Here is a 14075-nt window from a genome sequence, read left to right as displayed (position 1 = left end):
GAAATTTAATGAAATCACTCTTTGACTAATTATTTTAGACATGCTTATAATTCAACTAAGATAAAATTGAAACGTTTCGATAAAAGGTGAGGAGGAAAGAAATGAAACCTAATGAATTGAAGAACTTACTTAGTCAAATGACGATACATGAAAAAACAGCTCAGTTGATGCAGCTCGCAACGCCTTTCTTTAAAGGGGCGAAAGAAGCTGGGGAGATAACGGGTCCATTAGAACAGCTAAACCTTGATGAAGAACAGGTTCGTCATAGTGGTTCTGTTCTCGGAGCATCCGGAGCGGAAAATATCCGCAATATCCAGAAGACTTATCTTGAAGAAAGTAGATTAGGGATTCCTCTTCTTTTTATGTCTGATATCGTTCATGGCTATAAAACGATTTTTCCGGTTCCACTTGCCATTGGATGCTCATGGGATCTGAACCTTGCAGAAGAAAGCGCAAAAGTGGCAGCTCGGGAAGCGGGCGTTTCGGGCATTCACGTAACCTTTGCTCCGATGGTTGATCTTGTTCGAGACCCTAGGTGGGGACGAGTGATGGAATCGACTGGAGAAGATCCACATTTAAATAGTGAATATGCACGGGCATTTGTGAGAGGTTTTCAGGGAGAAGATTTGAGAAACGATGCTGAACGAGTTGCCGCTTGTGTGAAGCATTTCGCTGCATATGGTGCCGTTGAAGGCGGTCGTGATTATAACTATGTTGATTTATCAGAACGAGAGCTTCGCGAAACCTATTTACCTGCGTACAAAGCTGCCCTTGATGAGGGTTGTGAAATGGTGATGACGGCATTTAATACGGTCGATGGCATCCCGGCAAGTGGGAATAAGCGGTTAATGCGCGATTTACTACGTAAAGAATGGGGTTTTGATGGTGTCGTGATCTCTGACTGGGGGGCCGTGAAGGAGCTCATTCCTCATGGTGTTGCGGAAGATGAGCGAGAAGCTGCATTAAAATCGATTGCTGCAGGAGTGGATATTGAGATGATGACCTCGACTTATGTTCACCACCTACCACAGCTTGTCGAAGAAGGCGCTATAGATGAAGAGGTCATTGATGAAGCTGTACTTCGAATTCTAGATCTGAAGGAGAAGCTCGGATTGTTTGAAAATCCATTCAGAGGGGCTGATGTTGAACGGGAAAGGGAAGTTGTTTTATGCGAAGAACATCGGCAAGTGGCAAGAAAGCTTGCTCAGAAATCAAGCGTGCTGTTAAAAAATGATTCTGTGCTTCCTCTAAAGAAAGAGCAGAAAGTAGCGCTTATCGGACCATTTGGAGAGAGTAATGACATTCTTGGCCCGTGGTCTTGGTTAGGGTCAGGAGATGAAGCCGTTCTTTTAAAGGAAGGATTGTTATCAAAAATAGACTCTTCTCTTTTGCAAGTTGCTAAAGGGTGCGATATCGAAAATGGCTCAAAAGAAGCGTTAAAAGAAGCGGTTGAGGTTGCAAAGGATGCAGATGTGATTGTGCTCGCTCTTGGAGAGGATTCAGATATGAGTGGTGAAGCAGGTTGTCGAAGCGACATTCGTCTTCCGAAGGTTCAGCTTGAGCTCATTGCTGAAATGAAGAAGCTGAATAAACCTATCGTTGCTGTGCTCTTTAATGGACGGCCGCTTGATCTTCACGGTGTGGTTGAGGAAGCTGATGCGTTACTTGAGGCGTGGTATCCAGGAACGGAAGGAGGGGCGGCAGTTGCTGATCTTCTTTACGGAGATGCGAATCCTTCTGGACGGTTAGCGATGTCGTTTCCACATTCAGTTGGACAGGTACCTGTTTACTACAATCACTTTAACACGGGACGTCCGAAAGATGCGCCGGATGCGCAAGTTCGCTATGTGTCGCAATATCTTGATATTCCGAATGAACCGGTATTTCCGTTTGGTTTTGGATTAAGCTATACAGACTTTACTTACCGTAATGCGACACTATCCGATTCTATTATGAGTGAAGAAGATTTAGTCGTTCACGTGACTGTTGAAAATGTTGGGTCATATGAAGGTGAGGAAGTCGTTCAGCTATATGTAAGAGATATCGCTGGAGAGGTTGTACGACCAATGAAAGAGCTGAAAGATTTTAAGAAAATTACGTTACAACCCGGTGAGACAAAGGAAGTTGTCTTTACAATAACAGAGACGCAACTTCGTTATCATCATAGTGATTTATCTTTTGAAAGCGATCCAGGAAACTATATTGCTTTTGTTGGTTCTAACAGTCATGACGTTCAAGAATTGCCATTTAAATTAGTGAAGTAAAGGAGTGGGGCTCGAGTGATAATGATTGATCGAGGAAAAGCATGTTTACGAGCTGGAGACATGGAAGCCATTTTTCTAAAAAGTGGAGATCTTTATGAATTAACGACGGGAAATATTATGATCAATCAAGTGCTATCGAATGCTATTGATGGTGCATTAAATAATTTATATTTACGAGTGTTTACGAATGAAGAAATTAGCACATACCCTTTAATCGGAACTAAATCCAATAGTACTTTTCAATTTGGAACGTCTGAGGCAATTTGGAGAGGGAAAGTTGCGGATGTGCACTATACCGTTGCTTTTCATCTTACGGAACAGAATCTTTGGTTCTGGAACGTCACGCTTGAAGGAAATGATGTTGAAGTAGACGTTGTATACGGACAGGATCTTGGACTTGCTGAAAAAGGCGGTGTTCGAACAAATGAAGCATACACGTCTCAGTATATGGATCATACCGTTTTTGAAGAGGATGGTTACATCGTTTGTACACGTCAAAATCAACCACAACAGGGGGGATTTCCTTACCTTCAACAAGGTTCACTCGGGAATACAAAAGGCTATTCTACAGATGGTTTTCAGTTCTTCGGGTTATCTTATAAGGAAACAAATGAACCAGAAAGGTTGAAGGAAGAGTCGCTAGCAAATGAAATCTATCAATATGAATTCGCCTATACAGCTCTTCAAACAGATCGCGTGAAGTTAAATGGAGAAAAAGAATTCACTTTTTATGGACTATTTCAAAATGATCATCCTCATTCGACTTCAAAGCCTGTTAGTCGAGATAACATTATCGCTTCTTGGGATTCGATTAAATTGGACCCACACCTAGAAAAAGCACAAGAACGAGTGCAGCATCATGTCGGACAGCCTATTCAATCTCTTGATATGACAGAGGAAGATATCATCGAGCTATTTCCTAATCGTCAACAAGAAGAGCGTGAGAATGGGGCGCTACTATCTTTTTTCACCGATACGTATGAGCACGTCGTATTAAAGCAAAAAGAACTTCTAGTCGAACGGCCACATGGGCATATTTTGATGTCTGGGGAAAATGATCGATTGAATCGGAATGTTATTTCGACAACGTCCTATATGTATGGTGTCTTCAATTCCCAAATTTCTTTAGGAAATACATCGTTTCATAAGATGATGAGCAATCAGCGTAATCCCCTTAATGTTCTAAAAACGTCGGGCCAGAGATTGTATGTGGAATACGAAGGAACCTATCGACTTTTAACAATGCCTTCATTATTTGAAATGGGATTTAATTACGCGCGCTGGTATTACAAATTTGAGAACGACACTATTATCATCACAAATTTTACAACCGTTGATTCTCAGCAAGTGCAGTTAGATGTGAGTTCGAAAAGTGGTAAAGAATATCGCTATTTGGTTACGAATCAAATCTCAATGGCTAACCATGAATATGAAGAAGTCTATGATGTGGAGCAGAAAGGTCGTGTTTTAACGTTCCGACCACATAGTTCCGAAAGTACAAAGGTCAATCCTAACCTCACTTATCAGTTGTCCGTCTCCGGTACTGATATGGAAGTGGGAGATGAGCGTCTACTCGTTCATCCTATTGAAGAAGGGGATGCTTCGCTTGTTGTGCTTCAAATTCAATCTACACAACAGTTCTCATTACATATACAGGGGACACGTGATGGAGAGTATGCTCCTTCTGAACGAGATGCAAGTGCTGAAATTAAACGCTACCGGGACTATTTAGGAAAGGTTATGAATCAGTTTCATCTCAGTCATAAAGAAAAGAATGCCGAGTTAGACAGAATGAACGCACTTGCTTGGTGGTACACGCACAATATGCTTGTGCATTATTCTGTTCCAAGAGGTCTTGAGCAATCGATTGGGGCAGCTTGGGGAACACGAGATGTTTGCCAGGGGCCAACTGAATATTTCATGGCGACGCAGAATTATGACTCTGTGAAAGAAATCATTCAAACAGTATATGCTCATCAATATGAAGATGAAGGTAACTGGCCACAGTGGTTTATGTTTGATGAGTATGGGGGTGTTCAGCAGGAGGAAAGTCATGGGGATGTTGTGATTTGGCCGCTAAAAGTCGTCGCTGACTACCTTGCTGTAACAGGTGATCATACAATTTTAGCTATGGAATTACCATATACCCTGCGAGAAGATTTTACATTTAGCGAAAAGAAACATTCATTGAAGGAACATATTAAAAAACAGATTGAGTATGTGAAACGACATTTTCTCAACGATACCTTCCTTTCTTCTTATGGTGATGGGGATTGGGATGATACCCTTCAGCCTGCGAACGCTCAATTAAAAAAATACATGGTGAGTAGCTGGACGGTTGCGCTGACTTACCAGGCTGTGCGTAAGTTTGCGGATGCACTAGTAGAGCCTGAATGGAAAAAGGATCTTCAGGAGCTTGCACTTGGAATTGAACGCGACTATCAGAAATTTCTCCTCGATACAGGAGTTCTTCCAGGGTTTTTATATATGGAAGATCAAAAGCGTCCTGAAAAGATGCTTCATCCAGAGGATAAGAAGACAGGTATCCATTATCGTTTATTACCGATGATTCGAGGGATGATCAGTGAGCTTTTATCTGCAGAGGAAGCAGGAGATCATTACCAAATTATTAAAGAAAAGCTCGCATGTCCGGATGGTGTTCGATTAATGGATAAGCCTGCGAATTATAAAGGTGGAGTGAGTACTCATTTCAAAAGAGCGGAGCAAGCAGCGAACTTTGGAAGAGAAATTGGACTTCAATATGTTCATGCACATATTCGTTTTATTGAGGCAATGGCGAAACTTGGCCAAAGGGAAGAAGTTTGGAAGGGGCTACAAGTTATTAATCCGGTTGGTATTACGGATGTGGTGTCAAACGCAGAGAAACGACAAAGTAATGCCTACTTCAGTAGTTCAGATGGGAAATTCAATACGCGTTACGAGGCGCAGAATCGGTTTGATGATCTTAAAAGCGGATCAGTTCCGGTGAAAGGCGGTTGGCGGATTTATTCAAGTGGACCAGGAATTTATATGAATCAGCTTGTAACAAATGCACTTGGCATCCGCCAGGAAGAAGGAAACATGGTGCTTGACCCTATCCTTCCTAATAGACTAGATGGCCTTCAATTGCACTATCAGTTCTGGGGGCTGGACGTTACTTTTCAGTATCATCTAACAAATGAAGAAAGAAAAGTTCATATTAACGGTCAGCGAGTTGAAACAGCTCTTAACTCTAATCGTTATCGTGAGGGCGGAATGGTTGTTCGAAAGGCAGTTGCTGAAAAGTATTTGAATAGCGGCATGAACACTATTGAAATTTGGTTATGATGTAACATTTGAGGTAATTGTGGAATAAAATAATGAAACCGGGATATCGATACGTTTCGATATCCCGGTTTATTTTTACCTTATTTAATTGAGAAATTCTCTTTTATTAATAAATCTTCTGGTTTTTCGCCAATGCCATCTTCATGGAAGTATTCCTTAATAATGCCATCTTCCAGGTAGTTTGCGATCGCAACCATAGACATTCCTTGATCAAGCGCGAGGTACGCTTCTGTTACTTCTCCAGTTAGGACATTTACCGAATCATAAAAGCCGTATTTCCCGTAAGTACCAAAGTCTTTAAGTGTTTTTAAGTTCTTGTACACTTCTTTAGGTGCGTACTCTAATGCAAGGAAAGACGCGTGTGGTGTTACAATTGCTCCTTCTGCACTATAACCTTCCATACCAAGAGGAGTTGCGCCAAATTCGGTATAGTCTTCAGGAGTTGCGGCAGGAGATAATCCCCATGCAGGATAGCCAAGCTCTTCTTTTGCATACTCGATTTGGATATCCACATGCTTTTGATTATTTAAGCCGAGGGCATTTCGGCCAAGTTCCTTTTCTTTCAAGACAAGACCCGGCATCAAGGCTTCAAACATACTACCTCCCCAGCTTGGTACATACTTTTGGTCATTGTATGTATAGTGACCTTCAAATACATCAATCCCATCATATGTTTTGGTATAGCCTTCTGGTACTTGAGATTGCCAATCCCAGCTTGCAGGCATTGTCCGGTACATTTTCCACCAATGTTCTACAGGAACGTCTCCTTTACCAATCGAGATATAGCTCGCAAGGCGTGGTTCTGTATAAAACGCTCCGTAGTGATGCTCTGTAACACTTTCAGTTGCTACATCGTACCCTCCGCGCATTTGGCCAACCTCTGAATCGTAGAGCTTAGAATAGTCCATCGCTTCCACTAATTCACTTGTTTGATCATTTAACTCAGGATAAGCTTGTCCGGCTACGATTAAACCAGCGGATAGCCAGCCGTTATCAACGGTTGAGATGAACTCACCCCAGTCGGTCATAAGTGAACCATCCTTAGTGAAGTACCAGTTATAATATAAACCATTCCACGTCTCGAGTTCTTCTAATGTTTGAAGTGTAGTTTGAATCCTGTGGACTGCTTCATCTCTTGAAATTATCCCAATTTCTTGAGCAGATATTGTACTCATGAAATACATGCCGATGTTTGTTGGTGATGTAAAGTCTTGTACTGTCTTTTCACCATTCTTCATTCGAACGGCATCATACGTTAATCCAGTCTTTTCATCCGTGAAATCTTCAAAGTACCGATACGTCGTCTTTGAAATCGCTTTCAATTGTTTGGAAAAGGCATGATTCTTTCCTTTGGTAGAACTTTCAGCATTAGTGACTGGCAAGGATCCGGTTAAAACAATGGCTGCTACAAGAAAAAACAAAAGAAATTTTCTCATGAATCCACTTCCTTTCAAAATTAGTGAAACGTTTCGATTTTAGTATATATAAGGAACGGAGGATAGTAAACGGATTGAATGTAAAATATCAGAATTTACTAAAAACAGACCGATAGACATGGGAGAAAGGTTGGATAGTAAGGGGGAGAGAGATTCGACATAAACCGCGAGTGACAGGCACCATCATAAGCCGATAGGATCACTCCTATCGGCTTCCTTTATACCCGAGTCTTCTCGATATTTCTTTCCCGGCTTGTTTCAGAATGGGTAAATATTCAGCTAAACGCTCTTCTGACATTTGAGGAACGGTGCCTGTAATGCTGATCGCGTACGTTGCACTTCCGAGATGGTCAAAGATCGGAACAGCGATGCAGCGAATGCCTTCTTCGTGTTCTTCGTCGTCAATAGCGAAGCCATTTTGACGAACTTTTTCTAATTCGTTTTGAAATTCTGTAGCGTCCGTGATGGTCCGATCTGTTAGCTTAAATAACTCTTTAGTTGAAAGGAAATCGTTTAGTTGCTTATCACTCGAATATGCTAAGATCGCTTTCCCTACACCTGTGCAATGAAGCGGAGCTTTTCGCCCAGTACGGGAGTATATTCGAATTGTGGATTGTGTCTCTACTTTATCAAGATAAATGACTTGATGATCTTCTTCGATCATAACAAGGTGAGCGATTTTTGAAGTTCGTTCACTTAATTCCTCAAGAACATTCCGGGCGACTTCTAAAATATTTAATTCATCGACAACCACATGGTACATCTCAATGAATTTCAACCCAAGTCGATAAGATGTTTGATCAGCCGAGCGCTGGATATATTGGTGTGACTCAAGGGTAGAAACTAGTCGATGTATCGTGCTTTTTGCCACATTAAGCTTGTTAGCGAGCTCTGTAATGCCCATTCCTTCTGGTTTTTCTTTCAATAGCTCTAAAATTTGAAGTGATCGATCGACAGACTGAATCATAACATCTTCCTTTCCTAGACCGATCACGACAATCAGAACGATTTAATTCGAATTGACAAGGACATGTCGGCCTTTTTGTACTTCAACACAATATTGCTTTGCGAGGGATTGTAGTTCGCTGTATCGCTTTTCTGCAATTAAATCTTTTTGTAATAGGGAGCCACCAACACCAACGGCAGCTGCCCCAGCTCGTATATATTCCGCTGTATTTGAAAGGTTTACTCCGCCGGTTGGCATCATGTGCACGTGAAAGAGAGGGCCTTTTACATCTTTAATGAAAGTTGGTCCAAGTACGCTTGCAGGGAAAATTTTCACTAGATCTGCCCCAGCTTGTTGGGCTTGCAGTATTTCTGTCGGCGTGAATACACCAGGTATCACAATTTTACCATATCGATTAGCGGTCAAAATGGTTTCTGTATTCATTGTTGGAGAGAAAATGAATTCGGCACCAGCGTGAATCGCCATGTTTGCTGATTGCGCATCAAGAACGGTACCTGCCCCAACAACTGCCTGACCTTTAAAAGCAAGATTTGCTTCACGAATCACATCAAGTGCCCCATCAGAATCAAGTGTGATTTCAATCCCACTAACCCCGCCATCTACGATCGCTTCAATCACTTGCATCACTTTATCTCGGTCAACTTTTCGAACGACGGCTACAACACCACCGTCAATCATTTTTGTTAAGATCGCCTGTTTCATTCTCCCACTCCTTTTATCTTAATACATCCTGTTTCGTTGCATTTAAAGATTCAATTTCTTGAATCGTTGGAAGCCCTTCAATATCGCCAAATACAGAAACAACGATGGAACCAATTAATGAGCCAAGATCAACAGATTCTTGAAATGTTTTCCCCTTCAGAAGGCCAGAGAGAACTCCTGCAGCAAAACCATCTCCTGCTCCTATGGGATCATTCACTTTAGAGACAGGATAGCTTTTCACAAATCCATTCTCACCATTTGCTGTGGCAAAGGTGGTCCCAATTGCTCCGTTTTTTATCGCGATTTTCTGAACGCCAGAGGCTAGAAAAAATGAAATGATTTCATCAGGATCACTTGTACCTATCAATTGTTCAGCTTCGTCTAGTCCTGGAAGAAGAATATCCGCTTGTCTTGCGAGGTCTAGCAATTTTTCTTGTCCATTTGGAATATTCTTCAGCAGTTTTATTCGAATATTAGGATCAAATGAAACCTTAATTTCATGTTTTTTAGCAAAGTGGAAAACCTCATTCACTAGCTCATAACAAGATTCACTCAACAGAGGAGTAATGCCAGTTAAGTGAACGATTCTCGCCCTTTTTATGTAGTCCCAGTTGATGTCTGCTGTAGTCATAGTGCTTGCAGCGGAACCACTGCGGTAATAGTAAACTTGATTGCGATCTGTTCGCTTTTCTTTAACATATAAGCCCGTTTGTTCTTCAGGGTCCATAAGGACATTCGTTGTATCGACCCCTTCGCCACGAATGGCATTTAATGTAAAATGACCTAATTCTTCATCGCCCAGCTTACTGATCCAGCCTACAGAGTGACCAAGCTTTGAAAGACCGATCGCTACGTTTGATTCAGCCCCGCCGATTCGCTTGTTAAACTGATTCGTATATCGAAGAGGGCCGGTAGAAGCGGCATCAAAAAGCACCATGGTTTCACCGAGTGTGACGACATCCAATTGTGATTGCATAAACTGCCTCCTCCTTGTTCCTTAATAAGGAACGGTGTTCTTTATTATGATTTAACTTTACTGAATTATGAAAACGATGTCAATTTAATTATGTTAGAATTTTCAAAAATATAGATCGTGAGTATCAATTTTCTGTAAATACATTGCGTGAAAGTCAACTCTTATAAGACAAATATGGTAGGATAACGATATTACGACTTACAAGTATTGGGAAGGAGCGGTACGATGAAATTTGATTACCATACGCACCATGAACGATGTGGTCATGCAGAAGCAGGAATTGAAGATTACATAAAAGCAGCAATCCAAAATGATTTGCAGATGATCGGAATTTCTGATCATTCACCGTTTTTTGCAAGTGAGAAGGATCGAGCGTTGCCTCGCATTGCTATGGCCAAGAGTGAGTTCGCTTCTTATGTAGAAGAAGTGCTCTCGCTGAAGGAAAAGTACCGTGGCAAGATTGACGTTTTGCTTGGTGTTGAATCTGACTTTTTTCGAGACCATTACCCGTTATATAAAAGCATTTATGATCAGTACCCGTTTGACTATATAATTGGCTCTGTTCATTTTAGTAATGGAACTAACATCTTTGATAAAAGTCGATGGGAAAATTTAATTGAAGAAGACATACGCAAAGAAAAAGAGCATTATTACAAGCTAATCGTAGAATCAGCTGAAAGCGGCGTCTTCGATATTCTAGCCCATATTGATGCCATGAAGGGATTTTATCCAGACTTCGCAAACGTTCAAACACCTGAAGTCGAAAAAGCATTGAAGCGACTCGGAGAGCTTGAGTCAACGATTGAAATCAACACATCTGGTAAGCATAAAGACTGCGGCGGCTGGTATCCCGCGAATGACATGCTCGAAATGGCCTGCCATTATGGTGTTGGAGTTACTTTCGGATCTGACGCTCATTGGCCTTTACGCGTTGGAGAAGAATTTGAAGAAGTTCGAACAAAGCTGAAGGAGATTGGATTTAAGAATTGGACGGTGTTTCGAGAGAGGAAGAAGGAGTTTGTTGGGATGTGAGGGCGTAGAGGAGTGGGGAAGACAAATGTCTTTCCCACTCTTTTATTTTTTCCTTCTCTTTTGTACCGTAACCGTAGTATTGACTAAATAATCTGTCGATTTTAAAATCAAGGGTTGTAAAACGCTTACATACCCTTTATAATACAACTAAATCGATTTACTAAATCGGTTTAGTAAAATCACTTTAGATGTGGAGAATGATTTATGAGAACTGTAACTATGGCAGACGTTGCAAAAAAAGCACAAGTATCGAAGAGCACCGTTTCGCAATATTTAAACAAACGATATGACTATATGAGTGAAAAAACGAAAGTAAGAATTGAAGAAGCGATTAAAGAGCTTGGTTATCAACCAAACATTGTAGCCAGGAGCTTGAAACAAAAATCTACGAAAACAATTGGAGTCATTGTTGCTAATATTCTCCATACTTTTTCAACAGAAGTGAGTAGAGCAGTAGAAGATTTGTGTCATGAAAAAGGTTTTCATACAATCATTTGTAATGCTGATGATGATCCAGTTAAAGAAAAGCGTTACATTGAAATGCTTCGTGCCAAACAGGTGGACGGATTGATTATCTTTCCAACGGGTAACAACCGTGAACTCTACAAACAAATGTTGGATGAAGAATATCCGCTCGTTTTTCTAGATCGTCTAGTTCCAGATATTCCAGCATCCTCTATAATGCTCAACAATGAAAAAGCTTCCGAATTAGCTGTTGAACATTTTGTTCGTAAAGGGCATAAGCGTATTGCCATTATGACTACATCTTTTATAGATAACATCTCTTCACGGTATGAGAGAGTAGAAGGTTATAAAAAAGCTCTGATTGAACGAAACATTCAATTAAAAGAAGATTATATCCAATGTGTTGATCCAGATTTGATTGCTTCATCACTTGAAAAGATGTTAGCACTTCCTTCACCTCCAGATTGTATTATTGCAGGAAATGATTTTGTACTAAAAGAAGTGCTTCGTTTTGCCAAGCAGCAATCTTTGCGCATTCCTGAGGACTTATCTGTTATCGGAATTGATGATGTACCGTATGCGAGTTTCTTTACTCCTCCCATCACGGCAGTTGCGCAGCCTACTTTTAAAATGGGTAAAATGGCAGCCGAGATTTTGTTGGATAAAATTAACAAAACGACAAGGATAAATGATCAGCCAGAGTATCGTTTTGAACCAAAATTGATGATAAGAGAATCAGTTAACTAAATAGAAGGGAGATCGGGCATGAAAAAAGATGTTGTTACGATTGGAGATGCGATGATCACATTTGATCCTTCACATCATGGCCCAATGCGGTATGCTTCCAATTTTGAAAGAAAAGCAGGTGGAGCTGAATTTAATTTCGCTGTTGGATGTGCAAGGCTCGGGTTACAAACAGGATGGATTAGTAGGTTAGGGAATGACGAGTTTGGAAAATATATTCGTAATTTTGCTAGAGGTGAGGGAATCGATGTTTCAGAAGTGCAGTTGCTCGATCGATATTCAACCTCGTTGAATTTCAAGGAGATTAGAGAAGACGGTAATGGTCGAACGTTCTATTATCGTCATCAATCACCTACGGAGGCACTGACAGAGGCTACCCTTGATGAAGCTATGCTGAGACGTTGCAAGGTGTTACATATAACTGGCGTTTTTGCTGCAATTAATCCGGATAAGAATATTTCACTTCTCCAAAAAGCTGCCACGATAGCAAAAGATAATGGAGCGATAATCACTTTCGACCCTAATATACGATTGAAATTGTGGTCTCCCGAAGAAGCTAAGTACGGCTTAACAGAACTGCTTCCATATGTAGACGTACTGCTTACTGGTGAAGATGAAGCTGAATTACTTTTTGGAGTTCATGAACCTGAACAAATTGCGCAGGATTGTCAAAGATACGGTATTTCAACAATAGCGATCAAAAAAGGTGAGCATGGAGCTAGTGCTTATAAGAATGGTCAACTTGTTCATGCGCCAGCAATACCTCCAAAAAAAGTGGTCGATACGGTAGGAGCAGGAGACGGGTTTGATGCAGGGTTTGTTTATGGATTACTAAATGGCTGGACTCTTGAAAGAACTCTTAAGTTCTCAAATGCAATTGGTTCTATGGTAGTGAGCGTTTGTGGAGATAATGAAGGGTTGCCAGAACTAAGTGAAGTTCTTACACAGCTTGGAGAAAGAGAATTTATTGAGAGGTGAGATAGATGAAACTTCAATTAGCATTGGACAGGCTATCCCGTGAAGAGTGTTTAGACATTTTGGGAGAGACATATGATTCCATCGACTGGATTGAGATTGGAACTGGTGTTATCAAAGAATACGGAATGTCAATTGTAACGGAAATCAGAGAGTCCTTTCCTGAATTAATCATTGTAACAGATATGAAAACATGTGATGCGGGCAAACATGAAGCTGCTCAGGCTTTTGAAGCTGGGGCTGATATTACGACAGTCATGGCTTTCGCAGCAGATCAAACGATTTCCGATATGTTAGACGTAGCCTTAGAGCATAAAGGCAGAGTAATGGTTGATTTACTGGGCGTTACTAATAAATTGCGCATCAATCAGCTCCAAAACCTTGGAGTCGATCTCATTAGTCTACATTTTGGTAAAGATATGCAGAAAAAAGGAAATATCACCGGTGATCTCTTTGAACTTGTAAGCGAATCCTCAGGTATAGAAATTGCTGTAGCAGGTGGAATCAACCTTGATTCTCTGTCATCAATTCTTTCTTACGCTCCCGATACTTTAATCGTTGGGGGAGGCATTACGAAGCAGGATAACCGTAAACAAGCGGCTGCACAAATTAAGGAGGCGATCAAGGAATATGAAAAAAGTCATTCACACTGTAGTTAATGAAGTTAATCAGGTGTTATCAGAAGTGAACGAAGATCAAGCGAAGCAGCTTTCAACTCATATAGAAGAAGCTAAAAGAATTTTTGTGACTGGTGAGGGACGTTCTGGACTAGTGGGAAAAGCATTTGCTATGCGATTAATGCATGGTGGATATGAGGTATATGTTACAGGGGAAACCGTTACTCCGAATATCGAAACTGGTGATTTGTTAATCGCTATCTCTGGATCAGGTTCAACTCAGTCTATCTGTTTTTATGCAGAAAAAGCAAAAGAAATAGGAGCATGTATTTCAGCGGTTACAACGAATGGCAGCTCTAGGCTTGCTGGAATAAGTGATCATGTGTTAGTCGTTCCTGCAGCAACTAAAAAGAGATTACCAGAAGAGCCTAGTACGATTCAGCCGCTTGGAAACCAATTTGATCAATCGCTGCACTTGCTCCTAGACGCTATTATCATCTACACAATTAATCAATCAAAGCAAACGGATAACGAAAGAATGACTTCCAAACACGCAAATATGGAATAGAG

Annotated in this window: 11 protein-coding genes; 7 read left to right on the top strand and 4 right to left on the bottom strand. The window is 40.9% G+C overall.

The annotated features are described in order from the left end of the window. Positions 1 to 101 precede the first annotated feature (101 nt). Positions 102 to 2264: a beta-glucosidase BglX gene (gene bglX / locus AC0VYO_RS19440; protein WP_475368036.1), complete on the top strand. Its 2163-nt coding sequence runs from the start codon at positions 102 to 104 to the stop codon at positions 2262 to 2264. Positions 2265 to 2285: 21 nt separating this feature from the next. Beyond that, the gene (locus tag AC0VYO_RS19435) at positions 2286 to 5591 is read left to right on the top strand and encodes a GH36-type glycosyl hydrolase domain-containing protein (protein WP_475367524.1); all 3306 of its coding nucleotides are present in this window, start codon (positions 2286 to 2288) and stop codon (positions 5589 to 5591) included. Positions 5592 to 5671: 80 nt separating this feature from the next. Here the strand turns inward: AC0VYO_RS19435 and AC0VYO_RS19430 are convergent, their stop codons facing one another. The 4 genes from AC0VYO_RS19430 to AC0VYO_RS19415 form a co-directional block, all read right to left on the bottom strand. Continuing rightward, positions 5672 to 7027 (bottom strand): glucoamylase family protein, encoded by a 1356-nt coding sequence (locus tag AC0VYO_RS19430; RefSeq protein ID WP_475368035.1) that lies wholly within the window; start codon positions 7025 to 7027, stop codon positions 5672 to 5674. Positions 7028 to 7232: 205 nt separating this feature from the next. Then, positions 7233 to 7994 (bottom strand): IclR family transcriptional regulator, encoded by a 762-nt coding sequence (locus tag AC0VYO_RS19425; protein WP_475365957.1) that lies wholly within the window; start codon positions 7992 to 7994, stop codon positions 7233 to 7235. Positions 7995 to 8036: 42 nt separating this feature from the next. Continuing rightward, on the bottom strand, positions 8037 to 8696 hold the full coding sequence (locus AC0VYO_RS19420; protein WP_475365956.1) for a bifunctional 4-hydroxy-2-oxoglutarate aldolase/2-dehydro-3-deoxy-phosphogluconate aldolase: 660 nt from the start codon (positions 8694 to 8696) through the stop codon (positions 8037 to 8039). A 13-nt stretch (positions 8697 to 8709) separates the two neighbouring features. Next, entirely contained in the window at positions 8710 to 9672 is a 963-nt protein-coding gene (locus AC0VYO_RS19415; RefSeq protein WP_475365955.1) for a sugar kinase, read from the bottom strand. A gap of 225 nt (positions 9673 to 9897) precedes the next feature. On the opposite strand from AC0VYO_RS19415, the gene AC0VYO_RS19410 reads away from it, so the two are divergent. The 5 genes from AC0VYO_RS19410 to hxlB all read left to right on the top strand — a co-directional run bounded on the left by AC0VYO_RS19410 (position 9898) and on the right by hxlB (position 14073). Further along, positions 9898 to 10704, top strand: coding sequence for a histidinol-phosphatase (locus AC0VYO_RS19410; protein WP_475365954.1), 807 nt, complete (start codon positions 9898 to 9900; stop codon positions 10702 to 10704). Positions 10705 to 10908: 204 nt separating this feature from the next. Then, positions 10909 to 11916, top strand: coding sequence for a LacI family DNA-binding transcriptional regulator (locus tag AC0VYO_RS19405; protein ID WP_475368034.1), 1008 nt, complete (start codon positions 10909 to 10911; stop codon positions 11914 to 11916). An 18-nt stretch (positions 11917 to 11934) separates the two neighbouring features. Continuing rightward, a complete protein-coding gene (locus tag AC0VYO_RS19400; protein WP_475368033.1) occupies positions 11935 to 12891 on the top strand; it encodes a sugar kinase in 957 nt (318 codons plus the stop codon). Positions 12892 to 12896: 5 nt separating this feature from the next. After that, positions 12897 to 13547 carry a 3-hexulose-6-phosphate synthase gene (gene hxlA, locus AC0VYO_RS19395; protein WP_475365951.1) on the top strand — a complete coding sequence of 217 codons (651 nt, stop codon included), beginning with the start codon at positions 12897 to 12899 and terminating at the stop codon, positions 13545 to 13547. Next, positions 13519 to 14073, top strand: a complete 555-nt coding sequence (hxlB, locus tag AC0VYO_RS19390; RefSeq protein ID WP_475365950.1) for a 6-phospho-3-hexuloisomerase — start codon at positions 13519 to 13521, stop codon at positions 14071 to 14073. The genes hxlA and hxlB overlap by 29 nt, the downstream gene beginning before the upstream one ends. Positions 14074 to 14075: the final 2 nt, after the last annotated feature.

Source organism: Anaerobacillus sp. 63XJN7_4_ISO-PGPR-S23-413, assembly GCF_056173725.1.
Note: the sequence above shows the minus strand (reverse complement) of the source record. Positions and strands in the feature narration are given on the sequence as shown.